Consider the following 22,739-nt stretch of genomic DNA (forward strand, 5'->3'; position numbering starts at 1 on the left):
AAAAGAAGTTAGGACAATGATGACCGACCTCCAACTGCTGTGGGAGTTGCCCACGTGGGGCCTTCTCCTGCTGGCCGCAGGCGCGATTGCGCTGTTGCTGCTGCTGATCATCGTGGGCCGCGTTCACGCGTTCCTCTCTCTGATCATCGTCAGCCTCGTGACTGCCGTGGCTGCCGGTATTCCGACGAACCAGATAATCCCGACTCTCACGTCGGGCTTCGGTGGCACTCTCGCGAGCGTTGCGTTGCTGGTCGGTTTGGGAGCCATGCTCGGGCGGATGCTCGAAATGAGTGGGGGAGCGCAAGTGCTCGCCGATTCGCTCATCGGTCGTTTTGGTGAGAAGCGTGCACCGTTGGCCCTCGCTGTCGCGTCTCTCATGATGGGTTTCCCCATCTTCTTCGACGCCGGTCTTGTGGTCATGTTGCCGATCATCTTCACCGTGGCTCGTCGTCTCGGTGGATCGCTGCTCTTCTATGCCTTCCCCTCGGCTGTCGCATTCTCGGTCATGCACATCTTCGTTCCGCCGCACCCCGGCCCCGTCGCCGCTACCGGTCTTCTCGGTGCCGACGTCGGCCTCGTCCTCATCTTCGGTCTCATCGTTGCCCTGCCCACCTGGTACGTCGTCGGTTACAAGTTCGGTACCTGGACCGGTAAGCGCTTTGACATCGCCATCCCCGACATCCTCTTTGGAAGTCAGGATGACGAGAAGGCTGCCCAGTTCAAGTCGAACCCCAAGCTCGGCACGATTCTCTTCTTGCTCCTGCTGCCCCTCGTTCTGATCTTCATGAACACCGGCCTCAACGCGCTCGCTACTGCTGGTGTCGTCGACATCGAAAGCCCCGTTGTTCAGGTTCTTCGCCTGCTCGGTGAAACCCCGATCGCGCTACTTATCACCGTGGTCTTTGCCATGTGGTTGCTCGGCTGGAAGCGCAACAAGGAGCGCACGCTCATTGAGACGATCGTCGACAGCGCGCTCGGCCCGGTCAGCTCGATCATCCTCATCACAGGTGCCGGTGGAATGTTCGGTGGCGTTCTTCGCGCCAGCGGAATTGGTGCCAGCATTGCGACCTCGCTCGAGTCGATCGGCATGCCGCTCATCGTGGCGGGTTTTGTGATCGCTGCGATCATCCGTGTTGCTCAGGGTTCGGCCACGGTGGCACTCACCACGGCGGCAGCGCTCATTCAGCCGGTAGTGATGGCCGATGCCAGCCTCAACCCCGTCGAACTGGCAGCCATCGTGCTCGCGCTCGCCGCCGGTTCAGTGTTTGCTGGTCACGTCAACGACTCGGGCTTCTGGTTGGTCAGCCGCTTCTTCGGCATGGACACCCAGACCACCCTGCGCACGTGGACCGTTGGCCAAGCACTCGTCGGTGTCATGGGCTTCGCGATCGCGTTCGTCATTTTCATCGTCGCCGGAATGTTCTAGGAGATAGCTGTGGCATCCACTCTGTTTGACCTCACCGGGCGTATTGCCCTCGTTACCGGATCCAGCCGAGGAATCGGGCGCGTTATTGCGCAAGCCCTCGCCGAAGCTGGTGCCACGATCGTGCTGAACGGTCGCGATGAAGAGCGGCTCGCCGCAACTCACGCCGACTTCAGCGCCGAGTTTGGGGCCGAACGCGTCTACGCTCGCGCGTTTGACGTAGCGGATGCCACGGCTGTCGCCACCGCAATCGCCGAAATCGAGGCCTCCATCGGTGCGATCGGGGTGCTCGTGAACAACGCGGGCATCCAGCACCGCGAACCAATGCTCGACCTCGCCGTGGAGGACTGGAACCGCGTCATCTCCACCAACCTCACCAGCGCGTTCCTCGTCGGGCGCGAAGTCGCCCGGCACATGCTCGAGCGTGGCGAAGGCAAGATCATCAACATTGCGTCGGTGCAGACCGACCTTGCTCGCCCCACCATCGGGCCGTACACGGTCTCGAAGGGCGGCATCCGCAACCTCACGCGCGCCATGACGGCGGAGTGGGCGAGTGGCGGGCTGCAGATCAATGCGATCGCTCCCGGCTACATCCACACCGAGATGACGCAGGCGCTCGTCGACGACGACACCTTCAATAACTGGATTCTCGGGCGCACGCCTGCCGGTCGCTGGGGAACTCCCGCCGACCTGGGCGGCCCCGCCGTCTGGCTCGCCTCGAATGGATCCGACTACGTCAACGGCCAGGTCATCTTTATCGATGGCGGCATGACGGTCGTCGTCTAAGACCCTGCTTCACCGCCGCGCGTCGCTGCCGGCACCGTTCTACAGAAAAGATTGTCATGACAAGTGCAGCCCCCGCCGAAACTCTCGCGGTCACGATTCACGCTCAAGATGACTTGCGCGTGGAGAGCATTCCGTTGGCCACGCCGGCCGCCGATGAAGCCGTGATCCAGATTGCGTTCGGCGGGGTCTGCGGGTCTGACCTGCACTACTGGTCGCACGGTGCGGCGGGGGAGTCGATTCTCAAGGCGCCCATGATCCTCGGCCATGAGGTTGTCGGCACCGTCATTCAGCAGGCCGCTGATGGCACGGGCCCTGTCGCGGGAACGGCCGTGGCCGTGCATCCGGCAACCCCCGGTGGTACCGAGCCGCGCTGGCCCGAAGACCGCCCGAATCTTTCTCCCGGCTGCACCTACCTCGGCAGTGCCGCGCGCTTTCCGCACACCGAAGGTGCGTTCGCCGAGTTCGTGACGTTGCCGAGCCGGATGCTGCGAGCACTCCCCAGCTCGCTGACTTTGCGCGACGCCGCTCTCGTCGAACCCGCCAGCGTGGCCTGGCACGCCGTCTCGCGTGCTGGTGACGTTCGCGGAAAACGGGCTCTCGTGATTGGCGCCGGCCCGATCGGTGCGCTCATCGTTGCGGTGCTCAAGCGTGCCGGAGCGAGCGAGATCGTGGCCGTCGACATGTTCGCCGGCCCCCTCGCCATTGCCCGTCAGGTCGGCGCGACTGACACTCTTCACGCCACCGATGCGGATGCCATCGCCGCCGTCGACGCCGACATCGTCTTCGAATCCTCGGGCAGCTACCGCGGTCTCGAGTCTGCCGTGCGCGGTGCCACTCGTGGTGGCCGCGTTGTCATGGTGGGGCTTTTGCCCTCAGGCCAGCAGCCCGCGCTCATCTCGCTTGCCATCACCCGCGAGCTCGAACTCGTCGGGTCTTTCCGCTTCAACGACGAGATCGACGAAGTGATCGCGGCGCTCGCCGACGGCAGCCTCGTTGTGGGGCCGATCGTGACCCACGAGTTTGCGGCATCCGATGCTCACGAAGCGTTTACGGTTGCCAAGGACTCGGAGAACAGCGGCAAGGTGCTGCTGCGCTTCTAGGGTGCTGGGTTTGCGGCGTGCAGCGTTTCTAGCGCGCTGAGTTTCTTGCGCGCTGAGTATCTAGCGCAGCGTCTAGTCGAGGAAGATGCGGGGCTCGCCAGCCCAGATGGGCTCGACCTCTTCGATCGTGCGGCTCATGATGCGTTCCATCGCGGCGTAGGCGTCGGCCGGGCGCTTACCCTGAATGGCATCCGCAACATCCACGTGCAGCTGCAGCGCTTCTTCGTGGGGTGTCGCTGGCATGAGCCCACGGTGGGTGCGGCCCGTGAGCACTTCGGCGATCACGCGGTCAAGGCGGGCAAACATTTCGTTGCCACTCGCAGCAAGAACGAGCGAGTGAAAGCGGATGTCGAGCTCGAGAAACAATTCGAGGTCGCCTGAGCGGCCCACGGCCCGCATTCGCGCGGCCAGCGCCAGTAGCTCGCCGGCGGCCTCGTTGGAGGCGTGCAGGGCTGCGAGCTTCGCCGCCTGGGGCTCGATCGCGCTGCGCAGCTCGGTGAGCGAGCGCAACTGGCGTCCGTTCTCGACCTGCTCAAGCCTCCAGCGAATCACGAGCGGGTCGTAGAGACTCCACTCCGACATCGGAAGAACGCGCATTCCGACTCGCTTGACGGAGGCGACCATGCCAAGCGATTGCAGCACGCGTACGGCTTCGCGAACGACGGAACGTGAGACGCCGTACCGCTCTTCAAGCTGTTCGGCAAGGATCGTAGATTCGGGGGAGATCTCGCCCGAAACGATGCTGAGCCCGAGATCGTTGAGCACGCGTGCGTGAAGACTTCCGGGCATGCTTCAAGAGTAGTGCTTCTGTAGCGCTCATTGAGTGGCCCTGCGAGCCCGAATTCGTGGCTGACAGCTGGCGCAAACCGTGTAAACTCAGCAGTTGAACTTCGGCGAGGGAACCATCTGGTTCCGTTATCGACGCGGCGGGCAAGTCTCAGGGCTATTTCCTCACAGGGCTTTTCCTCACGCGGCAGATCTACGGTCTGCCGGCGTTCGAGTTGAACTACAGACAATGATCTGGGCACTGAGCCCGCCACGAGCACTTTGTTCGTCGCAGGCACTGAGCCCTCTACAGACTTCGGTCTTAACAGGAGATAACTATGGCTAAGCCAGGCGTAAACCACGTTGTTACAGATGCTCGTGATTCCTTCGGCAAGGGTGCTGCACGCAAGCTCCGTGCTGCCGGCAAAATTCCTGCCGTCATCTACGGTCACGGCACCGAGCCCATCCACGTTGCCCTCCCGGGTCACGAGATCGGCCTCATCCTCCGCAAGTCGAACCAGATTCTGGACCTCGACATCAACGGCAAGAGCCAGCTCGCCCTCGTGAAGGACGTTCAGAAGGACCCCGTTCGCCAGATCATCGAGCACATCGACCTCGTTGTCATCCGCAAGGGTGAAAAGGTCATCGTTGACGTGCCGATCCACGTTACTGGCGAGTCGGCTCCCGGCACCCTCGCGAACCTCGACGCTCCGACCATCTCGGTCGAGGCAGAAGCAACTCACATTCCTGAGTACTTCACCGTCGACATCGAGGGCCGCGAAGAAGGCGCTCACATCTACGCCGCCGACATCGAGCTCATCGAGGGCTCGAACCTGCTCTCCGACCCCGAGCTTCTCGTTGTCGCCGTCAGCATGCCGCGTGCATCGGTTGAGGCCGAAGCTGCTGAAGAAGAAGCCGCCGCTGTTGCTGCAGAGGCCGCTGCAGGGGCTGCTGAATAATCAGATTCTTCCGCAAGCGAGAAATCGTGGATGACCAATGGTTAGTAGTCGGGCTCGGTAACCCCGGGCCCGGCTACGCCGGTAATCGCCACAACGTGGGCCACATGGTGTTGGCCCATTTGGCTGACGAGCTGTCGGCCACTTTCAAGAACCACAAAGCGAATGCTGCCGTGGCAGAAGGCCGCAGCTTCGGCGATGGCCCCAAGCTGATTTTGGCCAAGCCCAATTCGTTCATGAACCTGTCGGGTGGCCCCACTGCCGCACTGATGAGGTTCTACAAGATTCCTGTTGAGCGCCTCATTGTCGTGCACGATGAACTCGACATCGACTTCGACACCGTGAAGCTCAAGACCGGTGGCGGGCACGGAGGCCACAACGGCATCCGCGATATTGCTGCCGCTGTCGGCTCTCCTGACTTCACCCGCGTTCGCGTCGGTATTGGTCGCCCTCCCGGCCGCCAGCCGGCCGCTGATTTCGTGCTCCGTGACTTTTCGGGTGAGGAGCGCAAGGTTCTGCCGAACCTGCTTGGCGATGCTGCGGATGCCGTAGTCATGGTCGCTCAAGAGGGTCTCGAAGCGGCCCAGCAACGCTTCCATAGCCCGCGCTAGTTCTGCCGGCGCGAGCCCGTCTCGTGCCGAGCGACTACGTCGCTCGGTGCCCCGCGTAATTCTGCTGCGCTGTGGGTGAACTCTCATCGCAGCGTCGGTGGCCGCGAGTAGAGTAAACCGGTGACTCTCGACGGAATTATCTCAGCACTTTCGCGCGCCCAAACCGTAGAGAGCGCCCTGCGGTACTCCGAGCGCAGCGCTGACTTCTCTCTCGTCGAAGGGCTACGGGCGCCCCTCATTGGTGGCCTTCTTACCGCGACCGACGCACCGCGCTCGATGCTCGCGGTTACCGCGACCGGCCGCGAGTCTGAGTCACTACGCCGCTCTCTCGCCAGCTATCTTCCCGACGCTCAGATCGTGGAGTTCCCCGCGTGGGAAACTTTGCCGCACGAACGCTTGAGCCCCAGCGCCGAAACCGTGGGTAAGCGGATGCAGGCGCTGCGCGACTTGGCGAAGTGGCAGGCGAACCCGGTGGGCCAGTTTGTGCTGGTGGCATCCGTTCGAGCAGCACTGCAACCTATTGCAGACAACCTCATCACGATCGAACCGGTCATCCTCACCAAGGGCGGTCGCAACTACGACCTCTCCGCTCTGTCAGCGCGACTCGTGGCACTGGCATATTCCCGAGTCGACATGGTTACTCGTCGCGGTGAGTTCGCCGTGCGCGGCGGCATTCTCGACGTGTTTGCTCCCAACCATGAGCATCCGCTTCGTCTTGAATTCTTCGGTGATGAGCTTGAGCAGTTGCGCGAGTTCTCGGTGGCTGACCAGCGTTCAATCGACGGCGACATTGAGTACGCCGAGCTTGTGCCGAGTCGTGAACTGCTCCTCAGTGATTCGGTGCGGCAGCGCGCTCGCGAAATGCAGCACGAGTTTCCAAGCCTTTCGACGATGCTCGCGAAGATTGCCGAGGGCATTCCGGTCGACGGCATGGAGTCGCTCGCGCCCGCGCTCGTCGACAAGCTCGTGCCGCTGACGCACTACCTTCCTCCGGATGCCGCGATTGCGGTTCTTTCGCCCGAGAAAGTTTCTTCGCGTGCAGTGAACCTCGCCGAGACCAACCAAGAATTCTTGAGCGCGGCGTGGAACGCCGCGACCGCTGGGGCCGAAGCGCCCATTGATTTGGACGCCGGTGACTTTGTCACTCTGAACAAGCTGCGCGCCTCCGCCGGGGATCGTCCCTGGTGGACCCTCAGCACATTTGATTCGGGCGAAGCGGATGCCGCGAACCTGATCGATGCGGCCGAAGAAGCATCCGAATACGTGCGTATCGATGCCACCGCCACGCCCTCGTTCGCGGGAACCCTCGATGGTGCTCTCGACCATGTGGGTACGCTGCTCGCTGACGGCTGGACGGTCGCGATCGTTGCCGAAGGTACCGGGCTCGTGGAGCGCACGGCCGACCTGCTGGGGGAGCGCGAGCTCTCGGGCCGCGCGGTTGAGGCATTCCCCGAGACCACGGAACCCGGCGTCGCGTACTTGCTTCGCGCATCCGTCGACCATGGTTTTGCCATGCCCGAAGCCAAGCTGGCGGTGTTGAGCGAAGGTGAGTTCTTCGGCCGCTCGGTCGGCTACGCCTCGCGGCCAGCGCGCAAGCTCGCCACCCGCCGCAAGAATGTCGTCGACCCGCTGCAGCTCAAGAGCGGCGACCACGTCGTGCACCAGACCCACGGCATCGGCAAGTTCATCGAACTCGTCACCCGCCAGGTCAGCACGGGCGGCCGTAATGCGGTCAAGACGCAGCGCGAATTTCTCGTGCTTGAGTACGCGCCCAACAAGCGCGGGTACCCCGGTGACAAGCTCTACGTGCCCACCGATCAGCTCGACCTGCTGTCGCGCTATGTCGGCGGTGAGGCACCCTCGCTCAACAAGATGGGCGGCACCGACTGGTCGGCGGCCAAGAGCAAAGCGCGCAAGGCCGTTCGCGACATCGCAGTTGAGCTCGTTAAGCTCTACAGTGCACGCATGGCCAGCAAGGGCCACGCGTTCGGGCCGGATACCCCGTGGCAGCGCGAGCTTGAAGAAGCCTTCGCGTATGCCGAAACTCCCGACCAGTTGACGACGATCGACGAAGTTAAAGCCGACATGCAAAGCCCGGTTCCGATGGACCGCCTTCTCAGCGGAGACGTCGGATACGGCAAGACCGAGGTCGCCGTTCGTGCCGCCTTCAAGGCTGTTCAAGACGGCAAGCAGGTCGCGATGATCGTGCCGACGACCCTGTTGGTGCGCCAGCACATGGAAACCTTCGCCGATCGCTTCGCCGGCTTCCCCGTGCACTTGCGGGCGCTCAGCCGCTTCCAGACCGAGAAAGAGTCACGCGAAACCATTGCCGGCCTCGCCGACGGCACCGTGGATGTCGTCATCGGCACACACCGCTTGCTCTCCAAGAGCGTCGCGTTCAAAGACCTCGGGCTCGTCATCATCGATGAGGAGCAGCGTTTCGGCGTTGAGCACAAAGATGCGCTCAAGAAGCTCAAGACCAACGTCGACATCCTGGCGATGACCGCGACCCCGATTCCCCGCACGCTCGAGATGGCCGTCACGGGCATCCGCGAAATGTCGACTCTTGCGACGCCGCCCGAAGACCGCCATCCGATTCTTAGCTTCGTTGGCCCGTATTCCGAGCGTCAGGTTGGCGCGGCCATCCGCCGTGAGCTGCTGCGCGAAGGCCAGGTCTTCTACGTGCACAACCGCGTGAGCTCGATCAACCGGGTGGCGGCCAAAATTGCCGAACTGGTGCCGGATGCTCGCATCGCGATCGCCCACGGCCAAATGCCCGAAGCGGCGCTCGAGCAAGTGATGGTCGACTTCTGGGACCGCAAGTTCGACGTGCTCGTCTCGACGACGATTGTGGAAACTGGGCTCGACATCCCGAACGCCAACACGCTCATTATCGACCGTGCCGACAAGTACGGCCTCAGCCAGCTTCACCAGTTGCGCGGGCGAGTGGGTCGTGGCCGCGAACGCGCCTATGCGTATTTCTTGTATGACGAAGAGAAGCCGCTGAGCGAGACCGCGCACGAACGCCTCGACACGATCGCCGCGAATAACGAGCTCGGCGCCGGAATGCAGATCGCCATGAAGGACCTCGAAATTCGTGGTGCCGGAAACCTGCTCGGTGGCGAACAGTCTGGCCACATTGCCGGGGTGGGTTTCGACCTGTACTTGCGGATGATCGGCGAGGCCGTCTCCACTTTCCGTGGCGATGTCGCCGAAGGTCAGACCGAACTGCGCCTCGAACTGCCGGTGGATGCCAGCATTCCCGAAGACTACGTCGAGAGCGAGCGATTGCGACTCGAGGCCTACCAGAAGCTCTCCACGGCCAGCTCGCCCTCGGCATCCGCCGACAGCATCGATCGTGTGCTCGACGAGCTGACCGACCGCTATGGCGAGCCACCCGAGGAAGTGAAGCACCTCATCGCGGTCTCGCGTTTGCGTCGGATGTCGCAACGCTTGAAGCTGAGCGAAGTGGTCGTCATGGGAGACAAGCTGCGCATCGCGCCGGCCGATCTTCTCGACTCCAAGCAAGTGCGATTGCAGCGCATGTACCCGGGCTCGAAGTACCACTCGGCCGCGTCGACGGCGATCATTCCGCTGCCGACCGGTGCCGACGATGGCGCGCTCATCGACTGGGCGAAGGATCTTCTGGTGTCAGTGTTTGGCGCTCAAGACACCGTCGAAGAGCTCAAAGAAGTCGCACTCGCGGCCGAAGCTGCCGAGAAGCTTGCCGTCGACAAGGCGGCAGCGAAAGCGAAAGAGGCAAAGGAAAGCAAGGATGCCGGCTCCGCATCCGCACCGAAGAAGTAGCTAACCGGTAGCGGTGTCAGCCGGGGCGCGAATCTTCGGAGATAGGCTCCGCCGGTGCGGCCTCCACGGAGACGGGCGCCGGGGCTTCAGGAGCCGGCGTTTCTGGCGCTGCTGCGGCGGCCTCCGTTTCGAGACTCACAGGCTTTGGCTTCGGCGTAAACGCGAGCGGATTGCGGCGACCATCAATGCGATGAACGCCCCCGATGGCCATCGGGATGAGCACGAGCGAGCGCAGGTCGATCAGTGCGTGGGCGATGATCGTCACGAGAATACTGCCAGTGAGCACGTAGATGGCCATGAAGATGGCACCGAGCACCGTGGTCACGATGATGCCTGCCAGACCTTGGTACGAGTGCATGAGGCCGAACAGCAGCAGGCTAGCGATAATCGCGACGACGGCGTTGCCAGTGGTAGCGAACAGCAGCGCGGGTAGTGCGAGGCGAAAGAGTAGTTCTTCGACGACTCCGGCGTTGATCGAGAGTAATCCGCCCAGCACGAGCTCTTGGCGGTTGCGCGGGAGGATCGCTTGAACGTCGCCGACGGCCACCACCTCTTCGCCCTCTTTGCGCACCGCGATGATTGCGAGAACGGTGACCGCAATGAACCCGATAGCGAGCCCGATCAGCACCCCAGCGGTCACGGTGGGGTGGGCGGCAAACACGTTGAGTAGCCAGGACACCCATGACCAAGCCTGTACCTGGCGCAGCAGGGGAGTGGCGAATGCTCCACTTGCCAGTAACGTAACCAGAGCGAGACCACCGAACAGCGAGAACGAGATCAGCAGCCAGCGGCGCAGCATGAGCTGGCGACGCTTCGTGGTGCGAAAGCGCTTAAAACGACGATATTCGCGTTGGTCACGGCGAAACGTTCTTATCGCAAGGGTCGCAAGGACTCCAAGGAGCACGACCCAGAGCAGGGCGAGCATGAGCGGGTGTGCGGGGTCAAGCATGCACCAATCGTGCCACGGGCTGGCTGGATGCTCGACCCGGTCCACGCGCTCCGTGTGAGTCGTGCGGGCACGCGGAGGTCAGCAGGCGCCCCACATGCCGAGCTTTGCGGCGTAGGCGTCGTCTTCCGCGTCGCGCAGTTCGGGCCAAAAGCGGTCGTTGAGCCCGACCTTGAGGGCTTCGGCAGCGCCGAGTTCGACCATGGCAAGGTTCACGAGCGTGCCGTCCTGAAGGTAGACGTACAGGAGCGAGCGGCCGTAGCGGTCCTCGGGCTCACGGTCTTCGAGCGCCCATACGTCCGTGCCCTCCGGGAGGAAGTCGCGCAGGAGGTCCCGGGCTTCGATTCCGTAGCATTCTTCGGCATCCGGCTGCTGTTGGCTGGCGAGTTCGGGGGTGTCGAGCCCGATCATGCGTACCTTCAGCTCCTCGGTGCCGTCGTCGAGGTAGAGGGTGTCGCCATCGTGCACATAGTTGACGGTCGCCGCGAAAGCGCCCGAGGGGATGTCGTTTCCGCTCGTGGCTTCAGCTTCGCTCGCGGCAGTATCGGTGGCGGATGTCGTCGGTGCTTCGGATGCCGAACCCGAGCTCTCCGCGCTTCCCACCAGCGATGCGCCATCGCTCGTTGCACCCGGCGAGGTGGCGCCAGAATAGGCGGCAGCGGCGGCGCCGCCCACGAGGGCGAGAACGATGATGACGCCCACGAGGCGAGTACGTTTTTGGGGAGCAGACACGCCACGATTCTCGCATGCGGGCGGGCTCAGCGGCGCGAGTAGGGTTGCCCTGGCAACGTAACGTTACCGACTTGTCGTTCCGCTAGTCCGCGTCGCCAATGCGGTGACCCTTTCCGAGGTGGGAGGCAAGGGCAAGCGCGGCGGTGGCGCCGAGCTGCTTGCCCCACCGCGAATGGACCGTTCTCCAATTGAGGCTGTCTTGAATGAACTCGGTACAGGTCTCCAGGCTCGGAAACGGTGAGTAGCTGATGCCGGGAATACTCTCGGTGACGGTGATCGAGGCTCGGTTGAGGCGAGTAATCTGCAGCGCGAGGAGCCGTTGAACGAAGCGAGGCATAGCCCGAAAGCGGAACATCGGCGGCACCGCGGCGATGACCACGGGGCAATCCGGATGTCGGCCTCGGCGCACGGTGTCAATGATGGTGCGCAGTCCGGCACTCCACTCGGTGGCGGTAGTTCCGAGGAGTACATCGGGCGGGCCGAGCACAATCACGACAATGTCGACGTCGAGGTCAGCGTGAGCGATCTCCGTGGCGGTGCGAGCCATGGTGAGTTCGGTATCAGTGATGGCGGTCCACGTGCATCCTGAGGCTAGCTCGCGGGCAACATTCCGGGCGGTTTGCGAGACGACTCCGAGGCCGTGATTGAGTACCCCGTAGCTCGACGCTGCGGAGTCTCCGACGAAAAGCATCCGCACAGGTGCGGGCGCGTCAACTTCGCCTGCGGGGATCCCGATGGGGAAGAGCGCATTGGCGGTGTCGACACGATACGCCAGCAGGTTGACCTTCAGCAGCGGCCGAAAAAGGTGGATGAAGCCGGCGACCACACGACGTGTCAGAGGAGCGGACGAGGGGATGCCGGTGGCGCGCTCGGGAGACGTGTTCTTCGGGTCCACGTTTCATATAGTGACCGACGACGGGCGCGGTTGACCTCGCGACATACCCCTTTGGTGTTCGTGATTTCCTCTTACTTTCGAGAGTGGGAGGATGGATCTATGACCGAGCCTGTTGCGCCCCATCCTGAACTCGACACCCTCATCGCCACGCTCGAGCAGCTGAGGGCCCCGGGCGGGTGCGCGTGGGACCGCGATCAAACGCATGAGTCACTCGTGAAGCATCTCGTGGAGGAGACGTACGAACTCGTCGAGGCGATCGAAAGCGGCGACGACGCTGACATGGTCGAAGAGTTGGGCGACGTGCTCTACCAGGTGCTCTTTCACGCCGACATTGCGGCCGAGGCCGGGCGCTTCACGCTCGAAGATGTGGCCGCGAACATGACGGCCAAAATGGTCGGTCGGCACCCGCACGTGTTTGGCGACACCACCGCAGAAACCGCGGATGACGTGATCGCCGTGTGGGATGACCTCAAAAAAGTCGAGAAACCACACCGCACGAGTGTCACCGACGGCATCCCCGCGAAGATGCCCGCGTTGGCGTTGGCCGACAAACTTCTAGGCCGTGCTCACAAAGTAGGGCTACTGGATGCCACGGCTCCCGGCGCGATCAATGTCACGGAAGAAGACGAACTGGGCCCGCTGTTGCTGGCGATTGTGGCATCCGCGAAAGCTAATGGCTTGGACTCAGAACGAGCGTTACGCACGGCTCTTCGGCAGCTGACTGAGGAGATCAAGGAACACGAGACGTCGAGCTAGGTCTCGACGCTCCCCGAAACCCGGAAGGGTGGTGCCCCCCTTAACCCGAATAAGGAGGGCACCGGCGCAATGCCAGCAAACGAGACATGTGATCGCACGTCGATCGTTTACAGAATGGCATCGCGCGTTGATGAATCGGTAGGATTACCCGTCCTGCCGATCCAGCGCTGGAGAAGCCCTTGGTGAGAGGGTTTCACGTTGTTGTGGTGCCGATAACAGGTTTCTGGCACAAGGAGAAATCATAACCGGTGCTTCGTTCATTAGCAAACAACCGTTATGTTAATAACCATGGCACGCAGACCCGACCCGACGCGCAAGCCAGCCCTTGTTCAGCAAATTATTGCCCATCTTGCTGACAAACCGCTGTCTAGCCTCACATTCCGTTCGCTCGCGAAAGCGCTCGACGTCAGCACCTTTACGCTCGTCTACCATTTTGGAACGCGGGCCGAGCTCATCCGCGAGATCGTTCACGCCAACGCGCGTGGGGCGAGCCCCGAGGAAGCTGCCGGGCTGCCCGTTCACACCCTCGACGATTACTTCAACAGCCTGTATCTGTCATGGCAATGGACGCAGCTGCCCGAAAACTTGCACCGCCAGCGTCTCGAACTCGAAGCGGGGCTGCTCGAGGCTGTTGAGCGCGACGAGCTCAGTGTGACGCGCCCACTGTTCGCCCAGTGGATCACGATGGGCTCTGCAGCGCTCGTCGCGTTCGGCCTCACCGAAGAGCAAGCTCAGCTCGAGGCACGGCTTCTCGTGAACATGTTCCACGGCGTACAGTTCGACCTCGTTCTCAATCAGAACCGCGAAGCATCCGCCGCCGTCTTTAACGCCGCAGTCAGCCACCACCGTCAGCGAATCGAGCAACTGCTTGCTGAGGTTGCGCGGTAGCAGCGAACCCCTGTCGCGTGCGAGAGAATAGGAACCATGGCGTCAACGGTTAATCCTCCCCGCGGTATGCGGGACTTCCTTCCGGCAGAAAAGGCTCAGCGCGAGCGCGTTCTCGGCGTGATCCGGGGCAGCTATCGCGCGCACGGGTTCGACGAGATCGAAACCCCCGTGATGGAAGACAGCTCGCGGCTGCATGCTGGCTTGGGCGGCGACAACGAGAAGCTCGCCTTCGCGGTGATGAAGCGCGGGCTGACGGCAGAGAAGTTGCAGGCGGCATCCGATGCTCTCGATCTTGCTGACCTGGGGATGCGGTTCGACCTCACCGTTCCGCTTGCTCGGTTCTATGCGACCCACCGTGCTGAACTGCCTAAGGTGTTCCGTTCCATTCAGATGGCGCCCGTCTGGCGTGCCGAACGCCCGCAGAAGGGCCGCTACCGCCAGTTCGTGCAGTGCGATATCGACATCATGGGCGAAGCGGGCCCCAGCGCTGAGATCGAACTCATCACCGCTACGGCGGCGACCCTCGACGCTCTCGGAGTGCAGGGCTGCACCATCCGGGTCAACGACCGTCGCTTACTCACGAGCTCGCTCAGCATTCTCGGCTTCCCTGCCAAGGAGCACGAAGCAGTTCTCATCACCGTCGACAAACTCGACAAGCTCGGTGCCGACGGAGTCATTGCTGAGCTTCGCGAGCGCGCTTTTCCGGACACTCCGGTGGCGGCGCTCGCCGAATTCCTTCGGCGCCCGGCCCCCGACACCCGTCCTCAATTCAGCGCGGATGCGATCCGTGCCGCGCTGCCCGCCGGAGTCACCGAAGAGGTCATCCTTGAACTCGCGGCGATCGGTCACGCGGTTGAAGCGGGTCGCGGCGATTCCGGCTCGCTCATTGAATTCGACCCGTGGTTGGTGCGGGGGATGGGCTACTACACGGGCGCCATTTTTGAGGTCGCGCATCCGGCACTCGGATATTCGCTCGGTGGCGGCGGGCGCTACGACGGAATGATCGGCCGTTTCTTGGGCAGTGACGTTCCCGCTGTGGGGTTCTCGCTTGGTTTCGAGCGCCTGGTTGACCTCGTTGAGCTTGGCGCGGCAACCGACGACGATCAAGTCGCCCTCGTGTACGACGCCGACGTTGAGGCGGCGACACTCGTGCGTCTGCAGGCCGCGTTGATCAAGGACGGCAAGCGAGTGCGGCTCGAGGCGCGGCCCAAGAAACTGCCGCAGCTTCTCGACCAGCTCCGGGATGCCGGTTTCACCAGTTTCGCGACGGTCCGTGCAGAAAACGTGAGCATTGATAGCCTTGAGTTCAAGCCGCTGGGTGGTTAGATAGCACCCGCTTTTCGAGGGAGAACAGTGAACGCTCAGGTCAAACCGATTCTCGTCTTTGTCTCCCTGAGTTTCGGGCTCGCGTGGGTGTTCGCTCTGCCGTTGTGGTTTACCGGCGGTCTCGAAAATCCGTTCTTCCCGGTGTTCGCTCTCGCGATGATGTTTACGCCCGCGATTGCCGCGCTTGTTGTCGTCTTCTTTGTGGAGAAGCATCCGGATGCCCGCTCCCGCCGTGCGGCGCTGGGGCTCGGTTCGGTGCGCCCCATCGGCAGGTTCCTGCGCTATTTGGCGCTAGCACTCGTCATTCCACCCGCTCTCATTCTGGCGGCGCTCGCCGTCGGAGCGCTTGTCGGCGTCTACCCGGCCGATTTCGTTAACTTCTCCGGTTACCAGACGATGCTCGACGGCCAGCTTGAGGCGCTTGGCCAAGCACCGCTAGCGGTTCCGATCGAGCTGCTCGTGGCGGCACAGTTCCTCAACGTGGCGATCGGTGCTGTCATCAACACCATCCCGGCACTGGGAGAAGAACTCGGCTGGCGCGGCTGGCTGCTGCCCAAACTGCTGCCCCTCGGCATCGTTCCCGCCATCGTGATTTCGGGAGTGATCTGGGGGCTCTGGCATGCGCCCCTCATCCTGCTCGGCTACAACTATCCGGGCGCTCCGGGGTGGCTCGCGCTCACGGCCATGGTCGGCATGACCATCGTCGTTGGCGGCGTTTTTGCGTGGCTGCGCATCCGATCTGTGTCTGTCTGGCCTGCCGCGCTCGCACACGGTTCGTTCAATGCCGCTGCCGGGTTTTCCTTCGTCTTCATCATGGTCGGTGAGAGTTTTGACCCGCTTCAGGCCAGCATCCTGGGCTGGACCGGATGGCTCGTACCGCTCGTTCTCGTGATCGTGCTGATTGCCACGGGACAGTTCCGCCCCGCCCCGCCGCAGCCCACCGTGCCTCGTAACGAGTCAGCGCCTGTCGCTGGCGCGGAGTAGGCTTTCACACGGACATCCACCACTAATAGTCCAAACAATCTTTCTTAAAGGAGATCCCCTGTGGCCTTGATCGAAGCAGTTGGCGCCCGCGAAATTCTTGACTCTCGGGGCAACCCGACCGTTGAGGTCGAAGTTTTGCTCGACGACGGTGTGGTTTCCCGCGCCGCAGTTCCCTCGGGAGCATCCACTGGAGCATTCGAGGCTTACGAGCTTCGCGATGGCGACAAAGGCCGTTACCTCGGCAAGGGCGTACAGAAGGCCGTTGACGCGGTTATCGACGACCTTGGCCCCGCCATCGAAGGCCTCGACGCCTCCGACCAGCGTCTCGTCGACGCTGAGCTCATCGCGGTTGACGGCTCAGAGAACAAGAAGAACCTCGGCGCCAACTCGATTCTCGGTGTGTCGCTCGCCGTGGCGAAGGCTGCTGCTGACTCGGCAGACCTGCCCCTCTTCCGCTACCTTGGCGGACCGAACGCTCACGTGCTCCCCGTGCCGATGATGAACGTCATCAACGGTGGATCGCACGCCGACAGCAACGTCGACATCCAAGAATTCATGATCCTCCCGCACGGCGCCGAGACCTTCAGCGAAGGCCTTCGCTGGGGCGTTGAGACCTACCACGTGCTCAAGGATCTTCTCAAGAGCAAGGGCCTCAGCACTGGCCTCGGCGACGAGGGTGGCTTTGCCCCCGACCTCTCGAGCAACCGTGCCGCACTTGACCTCCTCATGGAAGCAATCGAGAAGGCTGGCTTCACGCCCGGCAAGGACATCGCCGTTGGACTCGACGTCGCTGCGACCGAGTTCTACAAAGACGGTTCGTACACCTTCGAGGGTGCCTCGAAGTCGGCTGGCGAGATGAGCGCGTACTACGCCGAGCTCGTTGCTGCGTACCCGCTCGTGTCGATTGAAGACCCGCTCGACGAAGACGACTGGGAGGGCTGGGCTCAGCTCAACGCCGAGATCGGTTCGAAGACTCAGATCGTCGGAGACGACCTGTTCGTCACCAACCCGAAGCGTCTCGCCAAGGGAATCGAGCTCGCCACGGCAAACTCGATCCTCGTCAAGGTGAACCAGATCGGTTCGCTCACGGAGACCCTCGATGCTGTGTCCATGGCTCAGCGCGCTGGCTACACCGCTGTTATCTCGCACCGTTCCGGCGAGACCGAAGACACCACGATCGCTGACCTCGCGGTAGCGCTCAACACTGGCCAGATCAAGACCGGCGCACCGGCTCGCTCCGAGCGCGTAGCAAAGTACAACCAGCTGCTGCGCATCGAAGAAGAGCTCGGCGATGCCGCAGTTTACGCCGGCCGTTCCGCCTTCCCGCGGTTCAACGGCTAGCACTCACTAGCGTCGTCTAGCATCGAACGCATGGCTAGGCGAGTACGAGCAAAAAAGGTAGCGGTGTCGTTGCCCGAGGAGAGCGCGCCAGAACACTGGCTGCGCACGATTCGCTTCTCGGGCTTCACCGTGCTCATGCTTGGTTTGCTCATACTCGCCGTCGTCGTTCTTGCGCCGAACCTGCGCATCCTGATCGAGCAACAGCAAACGATCGCGCAGCTTCAGGCGCAGGTCGATGAAGCGCAAGAATCCGTCGACGATCTCGACGTGAACGTAGCGCGGTGGGATGACCCCGCGTATATCGAATCGCAGGCTCGGGATCGGCTGTACTACGTATACCCGGGCGAAGTGAGCTATCTCGTCACCGGCGACGCCGATCAGGTCACCACAGCAGATGGCGTGCCCGTGAGTACGAGCATCCAAACGACTCAGATCGATTGGGTGCAATCTCTCGTGTCGTCCATCTACACTGCTGGTCTCACCGACAAAGCCCCCGACGATCTCACCGACCCCGCAACTGAAGGACCTGAGCAATGACCACCCCACCGTTTGACGCCGTCAGCGATGAAGATGTGCGCATTGTGTCGCTTCAACTCGGGCGCCCTGCTCGCGATGTGATCGGTATCGCCGCGCGCTGCGTGTGCGGCGCTCCCACCGTCGTGTCAACGAAGCCGCGCCTGAGCGATGGAACGCCGTTCCCCACTATCTATTACCTGTGCCACCCGGCCGCGACGGCATCCGTCTCAACGCTCGAGGCCGAAGGCCACATGCCTGAGCTGGCCGCGATGCTGGAGGGCGAAATCGGTGCTCAGTACCAGGCGGCGCATGAGGCATACATCGCTGATCGCGATGGAATCGAAGTTGTTGCCGAGCTTGCCGGCGTTTCAGCCGGCGGAATGCCGACTCGAGTGAAGTGCCTGCACGCCCTCGTCGGGCACACGCTCGCGGCAGGGCCGGGCATCAATCCCATCGGCGATATCGCTCTTGAGCGCGCCTCGTGGAACCCCGCCATTTGCCAGTGCCCCGACTACTCAGAGGCCGCTGAGGAGAGTACCGCTGAGCAGAATGCCGCAGCGGGCAAGGCGGCGGAGAGCGGCCAGTGAAGCTCTGGGCTGCCGGCCTCGTCGTGATGGCGAGTTTGGCATCCGTATTGGTAGCGACACCCGCGCACGCGGATGCGGTGCGCGACCAACAGTATTGGCTTCAGGAATACGGCATCGAGGCTGCCTGGAAAACCACCAAGGGTGCCGGAGTCACGATCGCCGTCATCGATACCGGTGTTGACGGCACGGTGAAAGAACTTGCCGGCGCAGTCACCGGGGGAACAGATTTTTCGGGTGAGGGCGCCCCCGACGGGCAGAAGGCTGTCGGCGAAGACAACCCGGCCCACGGCACGCTTGTGGCGTCTCTGGCCGCGGGGCGAGGCACCGGAACGGGTGCTGGCGTGATCGGCGCAGCTCCCGAAGCCAATATTTTGGCGATCTCGATCGGTTTCACGGGCGGCCCCATTAGCTCGGATGACCAAATTGCTCAGGCAGTTCGCTACGCGGTCGATCAGGGTGCCGACGTCATCAACCTCTCACTCACTCGCGAGACTCTCGACTGGCCCACGAGCTGGGACAGCGCCTTCCTCTACGCCATGCAAAATGATGTGGTCGTCGTTGCGGCCGCCGGTAACCGGGGCAGCGGCACGACCTCGGTTGGTGCTCCCGCCACAATGCCGGGAGTGTTGACCGTCGCCGGCGTCGATGTGAATGGCGTCGCCAGTTTTAATGCCTCAACGCAGGGCATCACGATCGGTGTTGCAGCTCCGAGCGAAGATCTCGTCGGCGTTGCGCCCGGCGGATCACACGTGCTCTGGAACGGCACCAGTGGAGCAACGCCGATTGTCGCTGGCATCGTCGCGCTCGTGCGTGCTGCGCATCCAGAACTGGATGCCAATAATGTGATCAACCGCATCGTGGCTACCGCGCACGACACGGGTACTCCCGGCACCGACGCTATCTATGGTTTCGGATTGATCGATGCTGAGGATGCCGTGAACGCCAACGTGCCCTTGGTTGACGAGAACCCGATGGGAAGCCTCGCGGAATGGATCACGATCTACCGCCGCGCACAATCAACTCCCGCCCCGGTGCCGACGTTCAGTCCCACGCCGCAGCCGGTCCCCGAGAACGACACGACGACCATTGCGGGCCCGGCAAGTCCCTTGGGAACGCTGTTGCCGACCGTCAGCATGCTTCGTAATGTGGGCGTTCCGCTCGCCGTTTACGGTATTTTCTTCCTCATTTTGGCTGGTTCCGGCGTTCTCGCCTGGCGCCGGTTTAGGAGTCTGCGCGAGAGGGAGTAAGTTTGGTGGCGAACTTCCCCTTTTAGGAGACTCTAACTCGTGCCAAAAATCTTGATTGTCGGCGGCGGTTACGCCGGTTTTTACACTGCTCGTAAGCTCGAAAAGTGGCTACGCCGCGGCGAAGCTGAGGTCACCATGGTTGACCCTCTTCCCTACATGACGTACCAGCCTTTCCTGCCCGAGGTTGCTGCAGGCTCGATCGAGCCTCGTCACGCGGTTGTTCCTCACCGTCGCCACCTGAAGACCACCAAGGTCGTCACGGCGAAGGTCACGGGAATCAACCACGCGACAAAGACCGCAACGATTCAGCCCGAGGTGGGCGACTCGTGGGAGATGGAATACGACCTCGTTGTCGTGACCGCCGGTGCCGTTTCGCGTACCTTCCCCATCCCCGGTGTTGCTGACGAAGCCATCGGTATGAAGACGATCGAAGAGGCAGTGGAGGTGCGTGACCGCATCCTCACCAACTTCGATAAGGCATCCAACTTGCCTGCTGGCCCCGAGCGCGACCGTCTACTGACGTTCGTTGTTGTCGGTGGCGGCTTCGCCGGTATCGAAGCCTTCGGCGAAATGCGCAGCCTCGCCTCATCGCTGCTGGCGCTCTACCCGAACCTCAAGTTCGAAGACACTCACTTCCACCTCATCGAGGCTATGGGTCGCATCATGCCTGAGGTTTCGCTTGAGACGAGCAAGTGGGTTATCAAGAACCTCGCTGACCGTGGCGCTCAGATTCACCTCGACACCCAGCTGAAGTCCGCTGTGAATGGCGTGGTTGAGCTGTCGACCGGCGAAAGCTTCGAGTCCGACACCATCGTGTGGACCGCTGGCGTTATGGCGAACCCCGTGGTTCGTGCCACCGACCTTCCCATCGAAGAGCGTGGCCGCATCCGCGTGCAGGCTGACCTCCGTGTCATCAACGACGACGGAATCGTCGAGGGTGCCTGGGGCGCTGGCGACGTGTGTGCTGTTCCTGACCTCACCGGTGGTGGCGTTGGCGGCTTCTGCGTTCCGAACGCTCAGCACGCTGTTCGCCAAGCCAAGCTCATGGCCAAGAACATTGTGGCTTCGCTTCGCGGCGAAGAGCCCAAGGACTACTTCCACAAGAACCAGGGTGCGGTTGCCGGTCTCGGCCTGTACCACGGTGTCTTCCAGTCCGGCAAGATCGCGATCAAGGGCTTCCCAGCCTGGTTCATGCACCGTGGTTACCACGGCATGGCGATGCCGATGTTCGAGCGCAAGGCTCGCGTCTTCAGCAACTGGATCACGAACTTCTTCTGGGGTCGCGACACTGTCTCGATCGAGGCTCGCGTAGAACCGCGCCGCGCATTCGAAGAGTTTGCGTCACGCCCCAAGTAGTGTGACTGCAGGCTCCGCGCGCGAGTGTGGAGCCTGCGTGCCCCGATAGCCCAATTGGCAGAGGCAGATGACTTAAAATCATCACAGTCAGGGTTCGAGTCCCTGTCGGGGCACAGTGTTGTTAACGAACTGAAGGCGGTCGCACTGCGGCCGCCTTCAGTTGTTTAATCGGGTATCTAGGCGGGCAGAATTTCTGCCAGTAGCTTCTGGATGCGCGCCTTGATGTCGTCACGGATGGGGCGCACGTCTTCGATGCCCTTACCGCGAGGGTCGACGAGTTCCCAGTCCTCGTAGCGCTTGCCGGGGAAGATGGGGCAGACGTCGCCGCAGCCCATCGTGATGACGACATCCGAGGCCTGCACCTGGTCGGTGGTCATGAGCTGGGGGACCGCCTGGGAGATGTCGATGCCCTCTTCGGCCATCGCAGCGATGGCGGTGGGGTTGATCTCATTGCCAGGCTCCGAGCCACCCGAACGAACTTCGACAGCACCGTTCGAGAGCGCCGTCATATAGCCGGCGGCCATCTGGGAACGACCCGCATTGTGGATGCAGACGAACAGGACGACGGGCTTAGTGGCGGGGGCAGTCTCGGTAGTCATAGGCAAAGCATAGATGAATATCTATGCTTTGCGCGAGCGCTGCGGGTGCAGGAACGCGATAGTTCACGCAGCGTTCACCGGCGGCAGCGAGCGAAGCAGCTCGCGCACCCGGGTGTCGATGTCGTCGCGCACGGCTCGCACGCCATCCATCGCCATGGCGGCGGGGTCGGGGAGTTCCCAATCGAGGTAGCGGCGGCCGGGGTAGATGGGGCACGCATCGCCGCAGCCCATCGTGATGACGACATCCGCGCCGCGCACGACCTCATCGGTGAGGGGCTTCGGGTATTCGCCATCGACCGAGACGCCGATCTCATCGAGGGCGGCCACAATCTTCGGGTTGATTGACTCGGTCGGTTGTGATCCCGCGGTCAGCACGCGAACTCGATCTCCGGCGAGGGAGCGCAGGATGGCAGCGGCCAGCTGGGAGCGACCGGCATTTTGCACGCACACGAAGAGCACGCTCGTCGGGCGGGTCGCGCCGGGGGTAGTGGCCTCTGCCGCATTCTCCGCTGGCGCGTCGCTGGAGGCTGGCGCGTCGCTGGATGCTGGTGAGCCTGCGGTCGCTGTGGTGTCGCGGTGAAGCCGAGCCGCTTCCAGTGCCCCCAGGCGGTCGGCCGCGAACCGCGATGTATGGGACGACAGGTGGCGATCCCTCGGTGCTCCCTGCTGGAGAAGCTCATAACTGCTCGCGACATAACCCGCGATGGTCTCGCGGGAGAAGGTGCCAGCGAAGCGCAAGGCGAGGTCGCTGCTGATTCGTTCGAGAACGGCAGGGTCGACGCTCACGGGCACGCCATCGCTGGGGGAGCGTTGCACAAAATCAAAGACATCGGCAAGGCGCGACGGCACGAGGGAGTACCAGACCTGGCGCCCTTCCTGAGTGCTCTGCAGGATGCCGTCAGTTGCCATGATGCGCACGTGGTGGCTCACGGTGGGCTGGGTGAGGCCGAGACGAGCGGCAAGGTCGGTGACTCCGCGCCGGCCGTCGGTGGCATCCATGAGTAGGCGCAGAATCTGCACTCGGGTGGGGTCAGCGATCGCACGCATGCTCTGGGCGATGCGTTCGGCTACCGCGCGTTCGCTTTCGGGAGCGGATGACTCGGTCGCAGGCATGGCAC

Annotated in this window: 21 protein-coding genes and 1 tRNA gene; 16 read left to right on the forward strand and 6 right to left on the reverse strand. The window is 62.6% G+C overall.

Features of this window, described 5'->3' with window-relative positions:
* Positions 1 to 16 precede the first annotated feature (16 nt).
* From ESZ53_RS13090 to ESZ53_RS13100, 3 genes are read left to right on the forward strand one after another with little or no spacing between them, the layout of a single operon-like run.
* Positions 17 to 1,426: a GntP family permease gene (locus ESZ53_RS13090; protein ID WP_129073229.1), complete on the forward strand. Its 1,410-nt coding sequence runs from the start codon at positions 17 to 19 to the stop codon at positions 1,424 to 1,426.
* A 9-nt stretch (positions 1,427 to 1,435) separates the two neighbouring features.
* Positions 1,436 to 2,209, forward strand: coding sequence for an SDR family oxidoreductase (locus tag ESZ53_RS13095; protein ID WP_129073230.1), 774 nt, complete (start codon positions 1,436 to 1,438; stop codon positions 2,207 to 2,209).
* A gap of 56 nt (positions 2,210 to 2,265) precedes the next feature.
* Positions 2,266 to 3,309 carry an L-idonate 5-dehydrogenase gene (locus tag ESZ53_RS13100; RefSeq protein ID WP_129073231.1) on the forward strand — a complete coding sequence of 348 codons (1,044 nt, stop codon included), beginning with the start codon at positions 2,266 to 2,268 and terminating at the stop codon, positions 3,307 to 3,309.
* 72 nt (positions 3,310 to 3,381) lie between these two features.
* Here the strand turns inward: ESZ53_RS13100 and ESZ53_RS13105 are convergent, their stop codons facing one another.
* Positions 3,382 to 4,098, reverse strand: a complete 717-nt coding sequence (locus tag ESZ53_RS13105; RefSeq protein WP_129073232.1) for a FadR/GntR family transcriptional regulator — start codon at positions 4,096 to 4,098, stop codon at positions 3,382 to 3,384.
* 314 nt (positions 4,099 to 4,412) lie between these two features.
* Between ESZ53_RS13105 and ESZ53_RS13110 the strand changes: the two genes are divergently transcribed.
* The 3 genes from ESZ53_RS13110 (at position 4,413) to mfd (ending at position 9,448) form a co-directional block, all read left to right on the forward strand.
* Positions 4,413 to 5,033 carry a 50S ribosomal protein L25/general stress protein Ctc gene (locus tag ESZ53_RS13110; RefSeq protein ID WP_129073233.1) on the forward strand — a complete coding sequence of 207 codons (621 nt, stop codon included), beginning with the start codon at positions 4,413 to 4,415 and terminating at the stop codon, positions 5,031 to 5,033.
* A 26-nt stretch (positions 5,034 to 5,059) separates the two neighbouring features.
* Positions 5,060 to 5,641 carry an aminoacyl-tRNA hydrolase gene (pth, locus tag ESZ53_RS13115; RefSeq protein WP_129073234.1) on the forward strand — a complete coding sequence of 194 codons (582 nt, stop codon included), beginning with the start codon at positions 5,060 to 5,062 and terminating at the stop codon, positions 5,639 to 5,641.
* 120 nt (positions 5,642 to 5,761) lie between these two features.
* A complete protein-coding gene (gene mfd, locus ESZ53_RS13120; protein WP_129073235.1) occupies positions 5,762 to 9,448 on the forward strand; it encodes a transcription-repair coupling factor in 3,687 nt (1,228 codons plus the stop codon).
* A 16-nt stretch (positions 9,449 to 9,464) separates the two neighbouring features.
* Here the strand turns inward: mfd and ESZ53_RS13125 are convergent, their stop codons facing one another.
* The 3 genes from ESZ53_RS13125 to ESZ53_RS13135 form a co-directional block, all read right to left on the reverse strand.
* The gene (locus tag ESZ53_RS13125) at positions 9,465 to 10,397 is read right to left on the reverse strand and encodes a CPBP family intramembrane glutamic endopeptidase (RefSeq protein WP_129073236.1); all 933 of its coding nucleotides are present in this window, start codon (positions 10,395 to 10,397) and stop codon (positions 9,465 to 9,467) included.
* A gap of 78 nt (positions 10,398 to 10,475) precedes the next feature.
* A complete protein-coding gene (locus tag ESZ53_RS13130; RefSeq protein ID WP_210403805.1) occupies positions 10,476 to 11,126 on the reverse strand; it encodes a thermonuclease family protein in 651 nt (216 codons plus the stop codon).
* 82 nt (positions 11,127 to 11,208) lie between these two features.
* A complete protein-coding gene (locus tag ESZ53_RS13135; RefSeq protein ID WP_246837323.1) occupies positions 11,209 to 12,021 on the reverse strand; it encodes an SGNH/GDSL hydrolase family protein in 813 nt (270 codons plus the stop codon).
* Between the two features lie 99 nt (positions 12,022 to 12,120).
* Here ESZ53_RS13135 and ESZ53_RS13140 point away from each other — a divergent pair, with 99 nt between their 5' ends.
* The 10 genes from ESZ53_RS13140 to ESZ53_RS13185 all read left to right on the forward strand — a co-directional run bounded on the left by ESZ53_RS13140 (position 12,121) and on the right by ESZ53_RS13185 (position 21,135).
* Positions 12,121 to 12,777, forward strand: a complete 657-nt coding sequence (locus tag ESZ53_RS13140; protein WP_129073237.1) for a YabN family protein — start codon at positions 12,121 to 12,123, stop codon at positions 12,775 to 12,777.
* Between the two features lie 288 nt (positions 12,778 to 13,065).
* On the forward strand, positions 13,066 to 13,665 hold the full coding sequence (locus ESZ53_RS13145; RefSeq protein WP_231595631.1) for a TetR/AcrR family transcriptional regulator: 600 nt from the start codon (positions 13,066 to 13,068) through the stop codon (positions 13,663 to 13,665).
* Positions 13,666 to 13,701: 36 nt separating this feature from the next.
* Positions 13,702 to 14,991 carry a histidine--tRNA ligase gene (gene hisS, locus ESZ53_RS13150; protein WP_129073239.1) on the forward strand — a complete coding sequence of 430 codons (1,290 nt, stop codon included), beginning with the start codon at positions 13,702 to 13,704 and terminating at the stop codon, positions 14,989 to 14,991.
* Between the two features lie 27 nt (positions 14,992 to 15,018).
* Positions 15,019 to 15,975 carry a CPBP family intramembrane glutamic endopeptidase gene (locus tag ESZ53_RS13155; protein ID WP_129073240.1) on the forward strand — a complete coding sequence of 319 codons (957 nt, stop codon included), beginning with the start codon at positions 15,019 to 15,021 and terminating at the stop codon, positions 15,973 to 15,975.
* 60 nt (positions 15,976 to 16,035) lie between these two features.
* Entirely contained in the window at positions 16,036 to 17,316 is a 1,281-nt protein-coding gene (gene eno / locus ESZ53_RS13160) for a phosphopyruvate hydratase (RefSeq protein WP_129073241.1), read from the forward strand.
* A gap of 30 nt (positions 17,317 to 17,346) precedes the next feature.
* Entirely contained in the window at positions 17,347 to 17,853 is a 507-nt protein-coding gene (locus tag ESZ53_RS13165; RefSeq protein WP_129073242.1) for a septum formation initiator family protein, read from the forward strand.
* A complete protein-coding gene (locus ESZ53_RS13170; RefSeq protein ID WP_129073243.1) occupies positions 17,850 to 18,419 on the forward strand; it encodes a DUF501 domain-containing protein in 570 nt (189 codons plus the stop codon). The genes ESZ53_RS13165 and ESZ53_RS13170 overlap by 4 nt, the downstream gene beginning before the upstream one ends.
* The gene (locus ESZ53_RS13175; protein ID WP_168187251.1) at positions 18,416 to 19,666 is read left to right on the forward strand and encodes a S8 family serine peptidase; all 1,251 of its coding nucleotides are present in this window, start codon (positions 18,416 to 18,418) and stop codon (positions 19,664 to 19,666) included. The genes ESZ53_RS13170 and ESZ53_RS13175 overlap by 4 nt, the downstream gene beginning before the upstream one ends.
* Before the next feature lie 39 nt (positions 19,667 to 19,705).
* Complete coding sequence (locus ESZ53_RS13180; protein WP_129073244.1) at positions 19,706 to 21,022, forward strand: NAD(P)/FAD-dependent oxidoreductase; 1,317 nt, start codon at positions 19,706 to 19,708, stop codon at positions 21,020 to 21,022.
* Between the two features lie 39 nt (positions 21,023 to 21,061).
* Positions 21,062 to 21,135: transfer RNA gene (locus tag ESZ53_RS13185), tRNA-Leu, on the forward strand.
* 63 nt (positions 21,136 to 21,198) lie between these two features.
* Here ESZ53_RS13185 and ESZ53_RS13190 read toward each other — a convergent pair.
* Both ESZ53_RS13190 and ESZ53_RS13195 read right to left on the reverse strand, forming a co-directional pair.
* Positions 21,199 to 21,621: an arsenate reductase ArsC gene (locus tag ESZ53_RS13190; RefSeq protein WP_129073245.1), complete on the reverse strand. Its 423-nt coding sequence runs from the start codon at positions 21,619 to 21,621 to the stop codon at positions 21,199 to 21,201.
* 63 nt (positions 21,622 to 21,684) lie between these two features.
* Positions 21,685 to 22,734: a metalloregulator ArsR/SmtB family transcription factor gene (locus tag ESZ53_RS13195; RefSeq protein WP_129073246.1), complete on the reverse strand. Its 1,050-nt coding sequence runs from the start codon at positions 22,732 to 22,734 to the stop codon at positions 21,685 to 21,687.
* Between the last annotated feature and the right edge of the window lie 5 nt (positions 22,735 to 22,739).

It is taken from the genome of Salinibacterium sp. UTAS2018 (genome assembly GCF_004118935.1).
Lineage (GTDB): Bacteria > Actinomycetota > Actinomycetes > Actinomycetales > Microbacteriaceae > Rhodoglobus.